Origin of the sequence: Nannocystis bainbridge, from assembly GCF_028368995.1 — a bacterium.
Classification (GTDB): domain Bacteria; phylum Myxococcota_A; class Polyangia; order Nannocystales; family Nannocystaceae; genus Nannocystis; species Nannocystis bainbridge.
The window spans coordinates 1,671,586-1,688,906 of record NZ_JAQNDL010000002.1 but is presented as its reverse complement, the minus strand read 5'-3'; the positions used below and the strand labels follow the sequence as shown (position 1 = coordinate 1,688,906).

General features: G+C 72.5%; 16 protein-coding genes. 10 read left to right on the top strand and 6 right to left on the bottom strand.

Annotated features, from left to right (window positions below; genetic code table 11):
- Nucleotides 1-105: 105 nt before the first annotated feature.
- The 4 genes from POL25_RS24310 to POL25_RS24295 are packed head-to-tail and all read left to right on the top strand — an operon-like array spanning nt 106 to nt 4,274.
- Complete coding sequence (locus POL25_RS24310) at nt 106-1,836, top strand: winged helix-turn-helix domain-containing protein (protein ID WP_272088539.1); 1,731 nt, start codon at nt 106-108, stop codon at nt 1,834-1,836.
- Nucleotides 1,820-2,503: a lipoyl(octanoyl) transferase LipB gene (lipB, locus tag POL25_RS24305; protein WP_272088538.1), complete on the top strand. Its 684-nt coding sequence runs from the start codon at nt 1,820-1,822 to the stop codon at nt 2,501-2,503. Before POL25_RS24310 ends, lipB begins: the two co-directional genes overlap by 17 nt.
- Entirely contained in the window at nt 2,500-3,369 is an 870-nt protein-coding gene (locus POL25_RS24300) for a HEAT repeat domain-containing protein (protein WP_272088537.1), read from the top strand. The genes lipB and POL25_RS24300 overlap by 4 nt, the downstream gene beginning before the upstream one ends.
- Entirely contained in the window at nt 3,366-4,274 is a 909-nt protein-coding gene (locus POL25_RS24295) for a hypothetical protein (protein WP_272088536.1), read from the top strand. Before POL25_RS24300 ends, POL25_RS24295 begins: the two co-directional genes overlap by 4 nt.
- A gap of 90 nt (nt 4,275-4,364) precedes the next feature.
- Here the strand turns inward: POL25_RS24295 and POL25_RS24290 are convergent, their stop codons facing one another.
- The 4 genes from POL25_RS24290 to elbB all read right to left on the bottom strand — a co-directional run bounded on the left by POL25_RS24290 (nt 4,365) and on the right by elbB (nt 8,543).
- Entirely contained in the window at nt 4,365-6,221 is a 1,857-nt protein-coding gene (locus tag POL25_RS24290) for an MbnB/TglH/ChrH family RiPP precursor modification enzyme (RefSeq protein WP_272088535.1), read from the bottom strand.
- A gap of 205 nt (nt 6,222-6,426) precedes the next feature.
- On the bottom strand, nt 6,427-6,828 hold the full coding sequence (locus POL25_RS24285; RefSeq protein ID WP_272088534.1) for a hypothetical protein: 402 nt from the start codon (nt 6,826-6,828) through the stop codon (nt 6,427-6,429).
- Between the two features lie 65 nt (nt 6,829-6,893).
- Entirely contained in the window at nt 6,894-7,817 is a 924-nt protein-coding gene (locus POL25_RS24280) for a hypothetical protein (RefSeq protein WP_272088533.1), read from the bottom strand.
- A 36-nt stretch (nt 7,818-7,853) separates the two neighbouring features.
- On the bottom strand, nt 7,854-8,543 hold the full coding sequence (gene elbB / locus POL25_RS24275) for an isoprenoid biosynthesis glyoxalase ElbB (RefSeq protein WP_272088532.1): 690 nt from the start codon (nt 8,541-8,543) through the stop codon (nt 7,854-7,856).
- Nucleotides 8,544-8,859: 316 nt separating this feature from the next.
- On the opposite strand from elbB, the gene POL25_RS24270 reads away from it, so the two are divergent.
- The 4 genes from POL25_RS24270 (at nt 8,860) to POL25_RS44510 (ending at nt 12,245) form a co-directional block, all read left to right on the top strand.
- On the top strand, nt 8,860-9,609 hold the full coding sequence (locus POL25_RS24270) for a hypothetical protein (protein ID WP_272088531.1): 750 nt from the start codon (nt 8,860-8,862) through the stop codon (nt 9,607-9,609).
- The gene (locus tag POL25_RS24265) at nt 9,606-10,202 is read left to right on the top strand and encodes an RNA polymerase sigma factor (protein WP_272088530.1); all 597 of its coding nucleotides are present in this window, start codon (nt 9,606-9,608) and stop codon (nt 10,200-10,202) included. The genes POL25_RS24270 and POL25_RS24265 overlap by 4 nt, the downstream gene beginning before the upstream one ends.
- Entirely contained in the window at nt 10,199-10,987 is a 789-nt protein-coding gene (locus POL25_RS24260; RefSeq protein ID WP_272088529.1) for a hypothetical protein, read from the top strand. The genes POL25_RS24265 and POL25_RS24260 overlap by 4 nt, the downstream gene beginning before the upstream one ends.
- Nucleotides 10,988-11,087: 100 nt before the next feature.
- Nucleotides 11,088-12,245: a choice-of-anchor L domain-containing protein gene (locus tag POL25_RS44510; protein WP_272088528.1), complete on the top strand. Its 1,158-nt coding sequence runs from the start codon at nt 11,088-11,090 to the stop codon at nt 12,243-12,245.
- Between the two features lie 420 nt (nt 12,246-12,665).
- On the opposite strand, the gene POL25_RS24250 is transcribed toward POL25_RS44510, so the two are convergent.
- Complete coding sequence (locus POL25_RS24250; RefSeq protein WP_272088527.1) at nt 12,666-14,588, bottom strand: M1 family metallopeptidase; 1,923 nt, start codon at nt 14,586-14,588, stop codon at nt 12,666-12,668.
- A gap of 345 nt (nt 14,589-14,933) precedes the next feature.
- Nucleotides 14,934-15,662, bottom strand: coding sequence for a Bax inhibitor-1/YccA family protein (locus POL25_RS24245; protein WP_272088526.1), 729 nt, complete (start codon nt 15,660-15,662; stop codon nt 14,934-14,936).
- 163 nt (nt 15,663-15,825) lie between these two features.
- Here POL25_RS24245 and POL25_RS24240 point away from each other — a divergent pair, with 163 nt between their 5' ends.
- Together POL25_RS24240 and POL25_RS24235 are read left to right on the top strand one after the other, a co-directional pair.
- Nucleotides 15,826-16,317, top strand: coding sequence for a YkgJ family cysteine cluster protein (locus POL25_RS24240; RefSeq protein WP_272088525.1), 492 nt, complete (start codon nt 15,826-15,828; stop codon nt 16,315-16,317).
- A gap of 8 nt (nt 16,318-16,325) precedes the next feature.
- Entirely contained in the window at nt 16,326-17,306 is a 981-nt protein-coding gene (locus tag POL25_RS24235) for an ABC transporter ATP-binding protein (RefSeq protein ID WP_272088791.1), read from the top strand.
- Nucleotides 17,307-17,321 lie beyond the last annotated feature (15 nt).

Here is a 17,321-nt window from a genome sequence, read left to right as displayed (position 1 = left end):
GTTGTGCGCACGCATGTCGTCCGCGGCTAGCAGAGTCCGACCTCGGCACGCAAATTTTCTGCACAACTCTCCGTCGCCGTCGACCGGCGCGCCGCAGTCGTACACATGACCTTCCTTGAAGCTGCGATCGAAGTCCTCCGCCTCGAGTCCGACCCCCTGCATTTCTCCGAGATCGTGAAGCGAGCCGTCGATCGCAACCTGCTCTCGCACGTGGGCCGGGATCCGGTCGCGGCGATGCAGGCGAGCCTGAACGCGGCCGTGCGGGGAGAGAGCGCGCTGCTGGTCCGCAGCAAGCCGGGGTTCTTCCAGCTCCGCCCCGGAGCCGTGCCGCCGCCCGCGGCCGTCCCCGAGCCGCCGCCGCCGCCGCCCCCCCCAGCCCCGGCACCTCCGCCGGCTCCGGCGCCGACCCTCGAGCTGCCCTTCGAGACGGTCCCGCCTAGCACCAAGAAGTCCAACGATGCCGAAGCCTTGCCGCCAAAAGTTGAAGCGAATTCGATGCTGACCGGCGACCCGCGTGAAGAGGGCGAGCCGAGCGAGGGCGAAGAGGGCACGAGCGAGGAAGGCGGCGGCCGTCGCCGTCGCCGTCGCCGGGATCGGTTCGGGGTCCGCGGCGAGGCTCCGGCGCCGCAAACGGTGGCGGTCAAGCCGAGCCGCCGCGGGCTCGACAACGGCAAGCGCACCGAGGTGATCCCGCGGGTGACGCCCAACCTCGAGTTCGAGGCGCCCAAGGGCGCGGGCCTCGACGGCGTGACCGACGTCGCCGTGGTGATGGCGAACGCGATGTCGCGGCTGGCCGAGGAGCGGCCCGAGCTGCGCACGGAGCTCGAGACCATGCAGCGTCCGCCGCCGCCGCCGCCGCCTCCGGCTCCGAGCGGGCCGGCGGTCGAGCACCGCAGCCTGCGCCGACCCGGTCCGCTCGGCCCGCCGCCGTCGCGACCGCAGCCGCCGCAGGCGCAGCCGCAAGCGGTCAACGACGACGACGACCGTCCGGGTCGCCGGCGTCGCCGGCGTCGCCGTCGCGGCCGCCGCAACGAGGGCGGTTCGGCCGAGATCCGCTCGGTCCGCGACGAGGCCTCGGAGACGCTGCTGCAGCAGGTGGCGCAGGTGATGACCGACGCCGGGCCGCGCTCGCTGCACATCCGCCAGATCGCCGAGACCCTCGCGGGCATGGGCGTGCTCGGCGGCGAGATCTCGGAGATCGAGCGCGCCGTGACGGCGGCCATCCTGCTCGACATCCGTCACGGCGGTCGCGCTTCGCGGTTCATCGCCCGCGGCGACGCGCGCTACCAGCTCCACGCGACCCGCGTGCCGCCGGCCGTGACCGCCGCGGAGCAGGCGCTGCACGCCGCGATCGCGGCCCTCAACACCGAGATCACCAACGCGTTCGTACAGTGGTTGCAGACACTTGGGCCGCGCGGGCTCGAGGCGGTCGCACGCATCTGGCTGACCCGCGAGGGCTACCCGGTGCTGGCGACGCTGCCGCCGTCCCGCGGGATCGCCAAGCTCGTGATCAGCGACGTCGAGGGTGACGCGGACTCGGAGTCCGACGAGGACGAGGCGAGCCCGAAGTTGCTGGCGCTGATCCTGCCGCGGCGCGCGGGGATCGACGCGTCGGCGTGGGCGGGCGACGCCGAGCGGACTCAGGCGAGCGGTTGCCTGGTGTTCTGCATGGGGGACGCTCCGGGCGAGCCGCCGTGGGGCGACGCGCGGGTCGTGACCGCGGCCGAGCTCGCGGCCTGGCTGCGGGCCCAGGGCGTCGGCATCAGCCCCTTGCCGGTGGCGATCGGCGCGCTCGATCCGACCGTGCTCGAGTCGATCAGTGGACTCGACACCTGAATCACTGCGCGCCGTGTGGCTCGGCCGCATGGGCTTCGAGGAGGCGCTCGCGCTGCAGCTTGCTGCGCGCGAGCGGGTGCTCGCGGGCGAGCCGGGGGTGCTGTTCCTGGTCGAGCACCCGCCGGTGTTGACGCTGGGCCGCCGCGGCCGGATGGAGGACATCCTGTGGTCGGAGGAGCAGCGCGCGGCCGCAGGCGTGACGGTCTGCGAGGCGCCGCGCGGCGGCGAGGTGACGCTCCACGGGCCGGGCCAACTGGTGGCCTATCCGATCGTCATGGTGGGTCGACGGATCCGCGAGCACATCGTGCGCCTCGGCGACGTGGCGATCGCCGTACTCGCCGAGCTCGGGGTCGACGGCTGCGAGTTCCGCATGGAGCAGCCGGGCGTGTGGCGCGGTTCCGAGAAGCTGGCGTCGATCGGGATCCACGTGAGCCGCGGCGTGGCGGTTCAGGGGATCTCGATCAACCTGGCGGTCGACCCGGGCTTGTTCGGCGCGCTGGTGTCCTGCGGGCTGCAGGGCGTGACCGTGACCAGCGCGGCGGCGGTCGGGGGGCGAGCGACGAGCGTCGAGACGGCCGGGCGGCGGTTCGCGGCCGTCTACGCGGCGCAGTTGGGCCTGCCGCTGGTCTGGGAGGACCCGGAGGGGTATGGTAGCGATCGACGATGATCCGACTCCGCGCGGCGCTCGCTCTCGTCCTGCTCGCCGCAGCGTGCGGTGATTCGGACGGCGGTCGCTATCCGGTACGGCTCAGCCTGGCGCTGCCCAGCGAGGCCGTGGACCTCGAGGGGGCGGTGTCGGAGGCGTTGCAGGCAGCGTTGCGCGACAGCGCGATCTTCGCGCCCGACGACGCCACCGGTTCGACGGTCCACGGCGAGGCGTCGCTGACGCGCGAGGCCCCGGAGGCGCCGTGGGTCCTCCACGTGGGCATGGCGGTGCCCGCGGACCTGCGGTCCAAGTTCGCGGTGTCGGCGATCACGACTTCGGCGTCGGCCGGCAAGGACGCGTTCCGTCCGTCGATGACGGCGCTGGTGGACGCGGCGCGACGGGCGATCACCGGGCTCGAAGCGCAGTGTCGCCTGGCGCGCGGGGACGCGAGCGGGCTCGAGGTTCTGCTGGCGTCGGGTGAGCCGTCGCAGCTACTGGTGGCGCTGCGCTACGTGGGCGACCGCGAAGCGAGGGAGCACGCGGGTCAGTTGCTGCCGCTGTTGCGCAGCGAGGACGCGCGGGTGCGCGTGGCGGCGCTCGATGTGCTCGGCATGGTGGGGACACGGGACCACGCAGCGGCGATCGTGCGCGAGGCGCATCGCCTGGATCCCGAGGCGACGCGCGAGGCTTACCGCGCGCTCGCCCGCCTGGGCGGGGCCGATGCGGTCGGTTTCTTGCGGTTCGCGGCCGCCAACGAGGACGATCCGGAGCTGCGCGCGGAGGCGGAGCGTGCGCTTTCGTCGGCGCTGTCCGGAAAGCCGCCGAGTGCCGCCGAGGTCCCGCGTGGTGTAGATCTTCCGAAGTTAGCGCGAGGGCACCGGCAATGACGCTCGCTCACATCCGTGCAGTCCTGATCTGTCTCACCGGCGTGCTCGCCACCACGCCAGCGCAGGCGCAGGAGCCCGCACCGGCGACGGCGCCTGCGACGACGCCTGCCACCGAGACGGCGCCGGTGCCCGCGCCCCCGCCGGCGAGCGAGACCGTGGCCACGCCGAGCGCGACACCGGAGGCCGGCGTGTCGGTGCCGCCGCCGTCGAGCGCACCGCCGCCGGTGGCCCCGCCGGTGACCGCCCCGCCGACGCCCGGCGCTCCTGCCGGCGCCCCGCCGACAGCGGACGCTGCGCCGTCGTTCGACTGGGGCGGCCGCCAGGTCGAGCCGCTGCCAGCGCCGCCGACCCCGGCCGACCCGGCGAAGATCAAGCGCGACTCGTGGCGCGGCCGCTACTGGATCGCCCCGCGATTGCTGATCTCCGGACCCATCGGCGGCGACAAGCCGGCCCGCCCGACGCTGCTCACCATCGGCGGCGGGTTCGACTTCGGCGTCCGCATCAACAACCGCCTCGGCGTGGGCATGGGCATGTCGGGGCAGACGCACACGAGCGTGCGCACGACGCTGCCCGGCACGACCGACAAGACCATCAAGAACGGCGGGATGTTCTTCTGGGACCCGGTGTTCGTCCGCGTGTACTTCATGAAGAAGCGGTTCCAGCCGCTGATGGAGTTCGGCGTCGGCTACGCGCGGGCCAAGATGCCGCTCGGCGATGTGCTCCACGGGGCCCAGATCCGCGCGGGCCTCGGCTTCGACGCGTGGGTGTCGCAGCAGGTGACGATCGGCTTCACGACGGTGTACCGGATGATCGCGCTGCACATGCCGAAGGACGGGATCACGCCGTCGCGTTGGGAAGTCGGTCACGCGCTGCAAGGCGCGCTGCAGCTCGGGCTGCACTGGTAACGGGCGCGCGGCCGAGATTGCGACCGCGGCAACCTCGGTGTCGGCACCGGCTGCCGAAGTTGCGACGGCATGCTGCTCGCTCGGGGCGAGTCAGCGTGCGCCACGAACCGCGCCGCGTTCACCGAGGTCGGCCAGGAGCGCGCTGACGCGGCCGAGGAATTCGCCGTCGAGCGCGCTGCCGGTGGCGACGGCGGCCTCGCGGACGGCCTGCTCGACGGTCGTCTCGCGGACCAGCAGGGCGTCGAGCAGGGACTCCGCGAGCGGGCTCAGATGCAGGGTGCGGACCACGTGGTCGCGGTCACGGTAGAGGAGGAGGGCGGTCGGCTCGTGGCGCGGCGCCGTGTCCGGATCGTCCGACAGCGCGTGCACGGCGTGCTCGAAGCGACCGAGGCGAGCGCTCGGATCGAACTCGAGGCGGGCGTCGAGCGCGAACGGCCGCTCCTCCGCCGACGGGCGCAACGGGGCCGCCCCGACCTCGTGGGCGAGCAGCTCGTGGCGCGCGAGGTCCTGCAGCCAGGCTGGCGCTTGGGGCATGTCTCGTTGGACATGTCCTTCGGACCAGCGTGACCGGGCCCAGGCGGCGAACTCGCCCGGCAGGTCGCGCAACAGGCGAGAGCGAGGGCCGAGCTCGGCGAGCCAGGCGTCGGCGTCGTGCTCGAAGGCGTCCTGACCGCGCGCCGCGGCGGTGCGGTTCAACAGGTCGGCGAGCACGCCGCGGATCTGCCGACGAATCAGCTGGCGGTACACAAGGAGGCGTTCAGGGTCGGCGCCGACGAGGGCCGCGACCGCCCGGGGACCGATGCTGCGAGCGCGCAGGAACCCGGCCAGATCCGCGCGCACGCGGGTGTCGGCGTCGAGGTCGACGATGAGGTGCGAGAGCCCGCGCTGAAGCTCGTCGAGCTCGGGATCGAGGAGGTCGTCGGCGTCGTCGAGCGGACGCGAGGGCTCGGCAGCGACGTGCGCACGGGGCGGGAGCCGAGGTTCGGCCGGTGCGCCATCGGCGATGCCCGGCGGATCGTCGCTGTCCTTCGATGACGTCGTCAGGCGGATGTCCTCGGGGACATGTCTGTTCGGACCTGTCCCTCGAGCAATCAGGGCGACGTCGTACAGCGCCGCCAGCTCGCGGACCTCGGCCACGAGCGCGGCGTACTCGGGGATGTTGTGGTCGCGCTCGTAGAGGACGGGGAGGGGGCCCAGGCGGGTGACGACGCGACCCATCAAGGCACGCACGGCCGCGGGGACCGGGGCGCCGTGGGTGTCGATGAGCAGGCCGCCGAGGTGCGGGCGGACCTCGCCGCCGGCGACGTGGAGGCGCACGACCCGATCGAGCGGCAGGTCGGCGATGAAGGCCTCGGCGTCGAAGCCGTGGTTGGTGGCGTTGACGACGACGTTGTTGACGTCGAGCAACAGCCCGGCGTCGGCGCGGCCCAGCACCTCGTGGAGGAACTCGAGCTCGCGGGCCGCCAGCGCAGCGCCGTGACCGGCCCCGGGAGCGGCGCCGGCGGGCGCGTAGTAGCTGATGTTCTCGAGCGCGAGCGGTCGCCCGAGAGCGTCCTGGGCGCGACGGATCTGGTCGGCCACCTGACGCGCCGCGCTGCGGGTGAAGGGCAGCGGCAGGAGGTCGTGGAGGCAGACGCCATCACGGCCGGTCCAGCACAGATGGTCGGTGTGCTCGGCGACGCCGAGGGCGTCGAGGAAGGCGCGCAGCTCGGCGAGGTAGAGCTCATCGAGGCCCGAGGCGGCGCCGACGTTGAGCATGAGGCCGTGCGTGAGCAGCGGGCGTCGCTCGGCGATGCTGGCGAGGGCGGCGGGAAAGTAGCCGCCGCGGCGCATGTAGTTCTCCGGCGAGATCTCGAAGAACGCCAGCGCCGGATCGACCGGCGCCGCGAGGGCCTCGTCGAGGAAGCCCCAGCGCAAGCCGAGGCCGATGCCGGTCGGGCGGTTCATCGTCGCGTCATGCCGGAGAGGTCAACGAGTCTGGTCGAAGGGACAGGTCGACGTGGGGGCTGCGTCGAGCAGAGCACCCGGCTTTGGGGGGTCCGACTTGCGGGCTCGGGCCGGCCTGGTCGAAGGGACAGGTTGCCAGCGCGCGAAAGCCGACAGCCCGGCGCGGGCCCGGGCTGGTCGAAGGGACAGGCGGCGCGGTCGGCGATCAGCCGCAGGTGCCCTCGCCGCAGGCGGCCTCGCCCTTGGCCTTCTTGGCGCCGGGCTTCTTCTTCTTCTCCGACTTGGTGGCCGCGGGCTCGGCGGCGGCGGTGCTCGGGGCGGCCGCGGTGGCGGTGGTCGCCGGGTCGGTCGCGGGCTCGGTGGCCGCGGTCTCGGTCGGCTTCGAGGCGGCGCAGCTAGTGTCGCCCTTCACGCCGCTGCAGCCCTTCTCGCCGCCGCAGCCCTTCTCGCTGCCGCAGCTCTTCTCGGTCTCCGCGCCCGTCTTCTCGCCCTCGGCGGCGGTGCTGCCGGGGACCTCGGTGGCGTCGGTTTGGGTCTTGTTGCAGCCGCCGAGGGTGAGGCCGGAGCCGAGTAGGGCGAGGGTGGCGGAGATGGTGCGAATATCCATGACTGAGATGCTCCTGTGCGTTCGTTACGGGGATGGACGCGCGTCGGATCGCGGCGCGCGTCGAGTCACTGGTTCGCCGGCGCGGGGGTGGGCGCGGCACCGGGGGAGGAGGCAGTTGCGGGCGCGGTCGGGGCCGCGGCGCCGGACGGGGGTGCATCGGCGGGACCGGGGGTCGAGGGGCCGGCGGGGCTCGCGGTCTTGCCGTCGGGTTTGGCGACGAACTCGAGCGAGACCTGGGCCTCCTTGGCGACCTTGGGCGCGAGCTGCTCGAGGGTCTTGGCGGCGAGCTGGCTGAAGCCGGTGCGCGGGCGGACATCGTACTCGTCGAGGCCGATCGTCAGCGGCTCGACGCTCTTGACGTGGACCTCGCGCAGCGCGTCGCCGTCGTAGCGGAACACGGCCTCGAGCTTGACCGACTTCTCGGCCTTGCGCTGATGCAGCAGGAATTCGCCGCTGGCCGTGAAGGTGACGGTGCGTTCGGAACCTGTCACTTTGGACAGGTCGGTCGCGGAGGCGTCGCTGATCCGGGCCAGCGCAAACTCGACGACGCTGTTCTTGGCCAGCTCGTCGGCGGGCGTGTCGGGCGAAATCTCGAGCCAGTGCCGGGCGTGCTCGTTCTGCGTGTCGCTCTTGATCTCCTCGCCGAACTCCTTGCCGCCCTCGGGGACGGTGCGCTGGTACAGCTCGAGTTGACGGAGATCGACGCGCACGAGGCCGCGTGATTTGGCGAGGTCGGTCGGGTCGAGCCACACCTCGCCGCTCAGGGCCGATGCCGGGACCTTGCCGCGGATCTTCTCGATGGGGGCCTCCATGGCGAAGCCCAGCTGTCCGCTCGCGCCGTCGATGGCGAGGTGCACGGTGGTCGGGGCCGGCGGCGGCGGTCGGACTTCGAGTTTTTCGGCCCGGGGCGCCAGCTTGACCGGTTCGCCGCCACACGCTGCGGCGAGGGCGACGAGGAGAGCGAGAGCACGAAGGGAGCGCGGCGACATCGAGAACTCCTCGGCAACGGTGCGGCGCTGCGAGTGTTACACGGGGCCGGTCGCGCCGCGCAGCCAGCCGGCGAGGGTCGCAATCGCCTGTTCGATGCCGGCGCCGACGTCGCGCGGGCCGGGGCCGAGCATGTAGGCCGGCGTGGAGACGATGCGGTGGCGCTCGTCGACGACCGCGCGCTCGACGGGGCAGGCCTCGTGACGGCCGCCGAGCGCGGTGATGGCCGCCGCGGTGCCGGCGTCGTCGCCGATGGTGAGGCGGGCGCCGCCGATGCCGAGCTTGTGCAGGGCGGCGGCGAGGATCGCAGGGCTGATGCAGATGGCGACCAGCGGCTTGGCGCGCGAGAGGGCCTCGCCGACCAGGCGCACGAGCTCGGGCTCGATGTCGGCCTCGGGGCCGCGGGAGGCGAAGTCGCTGAGGTTCTTGGCGACGCCGAAGCCGCCCGGCAGCACGAGGGCGTCGAGCTCGTCCATGCGCGCGCGATCGAGCGGCTCGACCTTGCCGCGGGCGATCCGCGCCGCTTCGACGAGGACGTTGCGGGTCTCGCCGGTGGGCTGGCCGGTGAGGTGATCGACGACGTGCATCTGCGGACGATCGGGGGCGAAGCAGCGAGGCTCCAGACCGGCGCGCTCGAGGAAGTAGAGGGTGAGGACGGCCTCGGTGATCTCGGCCCCGTCGAGGTAGCCGCAGCCGGTCAGGACGACTCCGACGCGTTTTTGCTGCATCGCCGCGACCTTACCACGAGATGCGACTGGCCAGGCGCGGGCCAGGCGACGCATCCTGGGCGCGGTGCTCGTCGCTCTGTTCACCGCCGGCGTGCTGCTCACGCCGGCGTCGGCGCCTCCGCCCCCGCGGCCGCTGCGGGAGGCGCTGCGCGTCGAACCGGGCGCGACGTGCCTGACGAGCGAGGCGCTCGCGGACGCGGCGACGACGTGGCTCGGACGCGACACGATCGACGCGTCGGTCGCTCGCATCGATGTCCGCGGCGATCCGACGCGGCCGCACTCGGTAGCCATCGCGCTCGAGATCCGCGGCGAACTCGTGGAGCGCACGCTGGATCCGCCGCGACCGACGTGCAGCGACCTGCATGCGCTGGTCGGGTTGGCGATCGCCATCGCGGTCGACGCGGCGGTGCTCGAGGGGCTCGGCTACGAGGTGATCGAGGCAGGCGAGGGGAGCGTGCCGCAGGCGCAAGAGCCGGAGCGGCCGCCGCTGCAGCGACGCGCGCGACGAGGTGACGCGAGCGAGACGCCGCCGCGCCGCGCTTCGGTGTCGGTGGTCGCGGCGGTGCGCGGCGGCGTGTGGATCGGGGTGCTGCCGGGACTGGCGGGTGGCGGCGGGGCCCAGCTCGAGCTCGGATGGCGCAGGTGGGTGGACCTGCGCGCGGGGCTGTTCGGCGGCTACGGAGGGGTTCGCGCGCTCGACGCGGACACGGAGCTGCGGCCGAGCCTCGTCGGCGGCCGGATCGATGTCTGTGCCGCGCTTGCACGTCCGCGAGTGCGGCCTCGCCTGTGCTTCGGGCCAGCCGCCGGGGCCCTGCAGAGCGGCGCGAAGACGCCCGGGGTGCAGGCCGCGGTGGCGCCCTATGTGGCGTTGATGGTGGCGCCCGAGCTGAGGGTCTGGGCGACCAAACGCTTCGCGCTCGACCTGGCGTTCGACCTCGTGGTGCCCGTGGTGCGGCCGGTGCTCGCCGAGCGCGATCCGAGCAAACAAGATATGGTCGGGGAATCGCTGCCGGTGCCGCCCGTGGGCGCCATGGTGAGTCTGGGCATAGCGTTCACGATCCGGTGAAGGATTTGACGGACACGCGACATACAGCCAAGCGTGACGGCCCTCAGGTCCTCGATGCGGCGCGCCTGTTCCGCGATCATGCGGAGTTCGTCGCCAACTTCGCGATCCGCCTCGGGGTCGGTCGACCCGAGGTCGACGACGTGGTGCAGGAGGTCTTCCTGGTGGCTCACCGCCGCGGAGGCTTCGTGCCGGGCCCGGCGCGGCCGACCACGTGGCTGGCCGAGATCACGCTGCGGGTGGTGTCGGCGAGCCGTCGCAAGCTGCGACGGTCGTGGGAAGACGCCGACACCGAGGCCGTCGCCGCCGCGTCGGCGCAGGCCGGCAGCTCTCCTGGCGAGCAGGCCGAGGCCAGCGAGGCCCTGCGCCGCGTGCAGCAGGCGCTCGACACCCTGGAAGAGGGCAAGCGCGCCGTGTTCATCCTCTTCGAGCTCGAGGGCGAGAGCTGCGAGGCCATCGCCGCAGGCCTGGGGATCCCCATCGGAACGGTGTATTCGCGGCTACACAAGGCCCGCAAGCAATTCATGGAGGCCCACGCCCGCCTCGTCGCCGGGCCGCCTCGACCGCTCGCCCGCTCGCAAACGGTGACTTCATGACCCAAGAGCCCACCCGCCTCCTCGACGACGTGTCGGCCTCCGCCGGCTTGCGCCGCGACCTCGCCGCTGCCGCTCGCCAACGCGTGCCCTACGACGCCGGCGCCGGCGCGGCCCGCTTCGAAGCCTCGCTGGCCAAGGGCGCCAGCGCGGCCTCGTCCGGCTGGGGCGCCAGCGCGTTCGGGATCGGGGCGCTGATCCTCGGGGGGCTCATCGGCGGCGGGCTGTGGCTGTCGCGGCCCGAGGCGCCGGCGCCGGTGCCGGTCCTCGACAGCGTCGGGGCGGCGCGTACGGCTGTCTCTCCGGACATGTCTCCCGAGACAGATCGAGCGCCGGCTCCGCGCGCGCCCCAGGCTGTCGTTCAGGACATGTCCCAAAGGCCAGTCGAAGCGCCGGCCCCCGAAGAGGCCGCCGACGACATGTCCGAAAAGCCAGCCCCGACGGCGGCCCGCGGCGACGCCAAAAAGGTGCGCGCCGGCAAGTCGGCCGCGCGCGGGGCGGGTCGCGGCGGTGTCGGCTCGGCCGACTACCTCCGCGAGGCTCGCGGCCTGCAGACCGCCCGCGGGTTCCTCGGGCGCGATCCGGCCGAGGCGCTGTCCCGAGCCGAGGCGGGGGCGGCCGAGTTCAAGGCCGGGCAGTTCGCCCAGGAATGGGAGGGCGTGGCGGTGCTGGCTCTGTTCGAGCTGAATCGTCGGAACGAGGCAGAACGGCGCGCAGCGGGCTTCCTGACCCGCTACCCGAACGGGCCCTACGCGGCCCAGGTGCGCGAGGCGCTGGACCGACCGTGAGCGCGAGCGGGCGGAATCGTCCGCGTTCGCCACAGATCTCACATGCCGGGCCGCCGCTGGCGAGGTGCCGTGAGTTGACTCCGGTGGCATGCTCGCCAAAGTGCGCTCCCCCCACTCTGCGCTGATCGTGGCCGCGGCATGCCTGCTCGAGAGCGGCTGTCTCGTGACGGTCTTCGTCAAGGACGCGGGCAGCGACGATGCGGGGACGAGCGAGGCCACCAAGTCCTCGGACGCCAACGATCAGATGACCCAAGAGCCAGGTCCGGAAGAGGACTCGACCAGCAGCGGCGAGGCGCTGACGACCGACCCGCTGGCCCCGCCGGACTTCGGCTTCGACGTCGGCGAGCCCGAGCCGTGGGAGTTCTGCTCGACGGCGTTGGTGGCGTGCGACGCGGACAGCGAGGACATCGACCGCGCGCTCGGCATCAACTGTGAGGGCGGGCTGCAGACCGAGGGCGCGTTGACGTGGACGGGCCCGGATGGCTCGCGTCGGGTGGTCTCGGAGCAGCTCGGGACCACGGACGTGTTCGCGCCGACCGAGGGCTCACGTCGCGTGGTGCTGTCGACCGGCGACGCCGAGCATCTGCTGCTGACGCTGCCGCAGATGCCGAGCCTGGGCAACTGTCCGGTCACGCAGACGTGCCCGTCGACCGACTGGCCAGGGAACGACCTGCCGCAGTTGCCGCCGCCGATCGTGACGACGCCGGTGGAGTGCGAGGCCAACGAGAAGCCGCCCGGCCCCGGCGACTGCAGCGAGACGGTCGAGGCCCAGTGGGCCCTCGGCGGCGATCCGCGGATGGCCTACGACTATACGGAGCTGCGCTTCTCGGCGGTGGCGCCGTGGTTCACGACCGGTCTGGCGTTCGACTTCGCGTTCTTGACCTCGGAGTACCCGCCGCGCTTCCCGGGCGGGCACAACGACATGTTCATCGCCTGGGTGGCGAGCGAGCGCTACACCGGCAACATCGCCCTCGATCCCGACGGCAACCCGATCGCGGCCGAGACCCTGCCGTACGAGATCAAGCTCGACCCGATGCCCATGGCCTGCGGTGACGAGTGTCCGGACATTCCGCTGCGTGGGTTCGCCTTCGAGGGGCACGCCGGGACCGCGTGGTACGAGGGCGAGGTCGGGCTCAACCCCGGCGAGTCGATCGAGGTCGTGTTCGCGCTGTTCGACGTCGGTGACCCGATCGTCGACAGCGCGGTGCTCCTCGACGGCGTCCGCTGGCTGTGCGCGCCGCCTCCCGCGAGCGTCTGAAGAAAATTCTTCGGACTCGAAAAAAATCTTCGAAGACCGTGAAGGACGGTCGAGGCTCCGGACATGAAAGGGATGTGAGCCACGCACGAAGCTCGCGCCTCGGGTCCGCCCGGAGCGCTCTTCCTCTCCGCGTCTGCCCGAGCGGCAGCGCAGAGTGCCGCGGTCCACAGTCCGAACTCGCCGAGCCCCGCGACTTCCGATCACGGCGGGGGTTGTATGGGGGGTCCGAACACCGCTTGCATCGACGGGCGCACGTCATCGTCGCGCCCTGGAGTCCGCGGGGGTCTCGTCGAGTCTCGGACATTCTTGTGTAGTGGTGCGTCGGAGCACTGGGGGGTGCTCCGCCGCGGCGCGCGTCAGACAACTGACGCGCGCTTTTTTTTGCGCCGAAAATGACATGTCCCGAAGGACATGTGAAGATCAGGGCGCGCCGAGCAGGGCGTCGAGGCTGCCGCGGGTGATCGCGTGGTAGCCCGGACGGGCGACCGCGAAGATCTCGCGCGCGAGCGCGGCGCCCTCGGGTGTGGCGAGCAGCGCGTCGTAGATCGGGAGGACGTACTTGCGGCGGCCGACGCCGACGAGGAACTCGCGGATCCGCGCGTCGGCCGGGCGATAGCCGTGACGGGCGGCGAGGACGAGCCACTCGGACAACAGCTCGGCGTTGCCGGTGGTCGTGAAGTGGTAGGCGGCGTCGAGTTCGGCGAGGAGCGCGGCGGCCGGGCGCGGACCCTCGACCAGCGGCACGGCGCGGAGGAAATGGATCCACTGCAGGGGCGAGAAGGCGCGAGTGTCGGGCTTGCCGCCAGCCGCGAAGGCTCGCGCAGCGTCGGCGGCGACGGTGAGGCTGGCCGCCTGGGGCCGGGGCGCGTCTTCGGGGAGCCCGGGCGCCTCGAGCCAGAGATCGATGTCGGGGGCGGTCTGTCCGGCGAGCAGCGGAGCCTTGAGCTCGGCGTCGAGGAAGGCGCGGAAGGCCTCGGTGGTCTGGCCGGTGAATGCGTGGCGATCGAACCAGGCGCGGACGAACGGGTCGAAGGCGTCGCGGCCGTAGGCCTGCTCGAGCCGGCGGAGGAACAGGGCGCCCTTCTCGTAGGCGACGTCGGTGACGGCGTCGTCAGGGTCGCGGCCGGCGAGGTCGAGGTGGAGGATCTGGTCGCCTGGCCGTTCGGACATGTCGGCGAGCTCGATCTCGAGGTGCTCGCGGCCGAGCACGGCCTCGACCTCGGCGCGCTCGCGGCCGTAGATGGCCTCGAGGATCCGGCGCTCGATGTAGACCGTGAAGCCCTCGTTGAGCCAGAAATCGCGCCAGGTGGCGTTGGTGACCAGGTTCCCGGACCAGGCGTGGGCCAGCTCGTGGGCGATCAGCGACACGAGCGAGCGATCGCCGGCGAGGATCGTCGGGGTGACGAAGGTGACGCGCGGGTTCTCCATGCCGCCGAACGGGAAGGCGGCCGGCAGCACGAGCACCTCGTAGCGGCCCCAGCGGTACGGGCCGACGGCGGCCTCGGCGGCGGTCAGCATGGCCTCGAGGTCGGCGAACTCGGCGCGGGCGCGCGAGAGCACGCCGGGCTCGGCCCACACGGCGGTGCGCGGGCCGAGCGGGGCCGAGTCGAGCCGGCCGACGGCGAGCGCGAGCAGGTAGGCCGGGATCGGCTGGTCGAGCTTGAAGGTCCTCAGGACATGTCCTTCGGGACCTGTCTCGTGAGACAGCTCTTCGGCGGCCATGACGGCCCGGTACGGCGCGGGCGCGGCGATCCGGGCGGCGACGGTGACGCGGATCCCGGGGCTGTCCTGGCACGGGACCCACGAGCGGGCGTGGATCGCCTGCGACTGGGTGTAGAGGAATTCGCCGGCGCGGTCGCTGGTCTGCTCGGCGGCGAGCCACTGCAGGCCGATGCTGGCGGGGCTGGTGCGGTAGTGGACGCGCACGCGGTCGGCACCGGGCGGGAGCTCGATCGTGAGGGCCTGGCCGAGGATGGGGTGGGTGCCGCCGAGCGCGTGAGTCGTCGCCACCCAGTCTGTCCGATCGGGCAGGTGCGCCTCGACGCGCTCGATGGTCAGGTCGCGGGTGTCGAGCACCAGCGGGGCGTCGGCGACGGTGCGGGTGAGCGCGAGGGTGGCGCTGCCGCGGAGGACGTGGGCCGCGAAATCGACGGTGAGGTCGAGGTCGACGGCGTCGACGCGGACCTCGTCGGGGCGGGCGAACGAGTGCGGATCGCGGCCGGCACGGGGAGCGGTCGGGAGGTGCACGACGGTGGCCGGCGGGGTGACGACCGGCGTCGCCGGAGCAGGCGCGGAGCAGGCCGTGACGGTGAACGCGGCGAGGGCGACGAGGAGGCGCGGCAAGACTCCGGATTGTAGCGGCTCGACGGTGGTGACTTAAGGGCGAAGAAGTGAGTCGCCGCAGCGAGCAAGCGCAGCGACACGAGCTGCGGCCCGCGAAGTTCGTGCGAGGCGCGCCGGACCGACGCGTAGAGCAGAGTCGCCGCGGCGAGCGGAGCGCAGGGACTCGAGCGCGCGGCGGTGCTCTGGAACGGGAGGTGCGGCGCCGCGGCGATCGGCGCGGGGCGGGCGAGCCAGATCCGAGGAGGCCAGCGAAGCCGGTCGCCGGGCGTGCGTGCGCCGCGGCGGAGAAAGCGAAACGGGCGCGGGGGAGACCCGCGCCCGTTCAGGCGCCGCGGTGGGCGGGGCTCACTCGCGGTTGAGCGAGATGAGCAGGCGGAGGACGTACCAGAACATCAGCGCGACGGAGGCGAACAGGGCCAGCGAGGCGGAGACGTACTGATCTTCCTCGTAGTGATGCACCACGTTGGAGGTGTCGTAGAGGATGTAGCAGGCGGCCAGGATGATCATGCCGATCGTGAAGCCGAGCCCGAGGGAGAACCCGAACAGGAGGCTTGCGACGATCAGGCCGAGGACGCCGAAGCTGACGATCATCAGGGCCGAGCGCATCCACGAGAAGTCGCGCTTGGTCGCCAGGACGATGCCGGTCAGCGCGGCGAACGTGGCCAGAGTGGTCACGCCGGCGGTGAGGATGATGTTGTTCTCGGGCCCGCTCAGGATGTGCGCGACGAGCAGCAGGGGCAGGAAGATGATCGCCTCGAGGACCACGTAGAGTCCGAGGCCGAGGTACTGCATCGGCTTGGAGCGGGCGGACTGGGCCATGTGGGTGGCGATGGTGCCCACCAACATGAAGAGGCCGAGGACCACGAGCCAGCTGGTCGGGCTGCCGGTCATCTGCATCGCCAGCTTCAGGGTGGCCGGTGTCCGGAGGAGCACGAACTCGAGGGCGACGAACAGGGCGATCGCGCCGGCGAGGTGGATGTACGTGCGCTCGATGAACTTGGCGCGGCCCGCGAGGGCGGCCTGGGGGGTGGCGGGGTCGGCGTAATACGGCTGCTGTTGCTGGTTGAACGTCACGGGGCGGCCTCCTCGACCGTGGGAGCTGTCCCACGGTGCCTGAGATTGCGATCGGAGGAGGAGATTAGCCAGGGACGACCACCGGAGCAAGTCCGCGCGGGTCCGCGAGCCCGCCGGGCGGCGAGGCTCGCGTCACGCTCCAAGGTGCGCTACAGCCCCCACGATGCCGCCGCGCGACCCCCTCGGGCCCCTGATGAACCTGAACGTCGGCCACGTGCCTCTGGTCGCGCTGCAGCGCCTGGCGAATCGGATGCGCGCGGCGAAGATCCCGGTCACGGCGCTGAACGAGCAGAGCTCGGTGGATCCGGAAACCGGGGCCGTGACACGCGCGCTGGCGCTGTGTCACAGCTGCGCGGGGACGTGTTGCACCAGCCTGAGGGTGCCGATCACCCGCACCGACGCGCGCCGCCTGGCGCGCCACGTGGGCACGACGATCCGCGGGCTGGGCCTGTATCCGAAGCAAGGTAGCGAGGAGGAGCAGGACGATCTGGCGGGCTACCTCACGAACGGCGAGCGGCCGTGCCGCTTCTTCGCGGCCGGCTGCACGGTCCACGTGGCGCGGCCGGACGTCTGCCGCAGCTTCGGCCTGAACGCGTGCACGAAGGTCGGCACCTTCGTGCCGCTGCAGCAGGTGGCGCGGCGAGGCAAGGCGTGACGGCGGCGATGGTGCGCGTCGAGGGGCTGTGCAAGCGGTTCTCGGTGCCGCGGCGCGAGGCTGGCCTGCGCGCCGCGCTGCGGGCGCTGGTGCGGCGGGAGTATCGCGTGGTCGAGGCGGTGCAGGACCTCGAATTCTCGCTCGCGCCCGGGGAGCGCGTCGGCTTCCTCGGGCCCAACGGCGCCGGCAAGACGACGACGCTGAAGATGCTGGCGGGGCTGATCGTGCCGTCGGCGGGGCGCGTCGAGGTGGCAGGGTTCACGCCGAGCGAGCGCCGGCCCGAGTTCCTCCGCCGCATCAGCCTGGTGATGGGCCAGAAGCGGCAACTGAGCTGGGATCTGCCCGCGATCGACAACTTCGAGTTCAACCGCGTTGTCTACGAGATCGACCCGGTCCACTACAAGCGGCGGCTCGAGGAGCTGACGGCGCTGCTCGAGGTCGGCGAGGTGATGCGCCGCCCGGTGCGCCAGCTCAGCCTCGGCGAGCGGATGAAGTGCGAGCTGGTGGCGGCGCTGCTGCACGGGCCGCAGGTGCTGTTCCTCGACGAGCCGACGATCGGGCTCGACGTGGCGATGCAGCTCGGGATCCGCGAGTTCATCCGCCGCTACAACACCGAGCACGGGGCGACGGTGATCTTGACGTCGCACTACATGGAGGACGTGGCGGCGTTGTGCCCGCGGATCCTGGTGATCGACGGCGGCCGCCTGCGCTTCGACGGCAGCCTCGAGGCGCTGCGGCGGCAGATCCGGCCGCTGCGGCGGGTGTCGGTGCGGGCGGCGGCGCTGCCGGACGACCCGGCGGCGCTGGGGCGGGTGGTGCTGCAGGAGGGCGGGCGGCTGGTCCTCGACGTCGCGCCCGAGCGGGTGCCCGAGGTGGTCGGCGCTCTGGTCGGGCTGCCGGAGGCGCAGGACCTGGCGGTCCAGGACGCGCCGCTCGAGGAGGTCATGCGCGCGCTGTTCGGGCGCGAGGAGGCGGCCGAGCTGGGCTGACCGATCGGACATGGG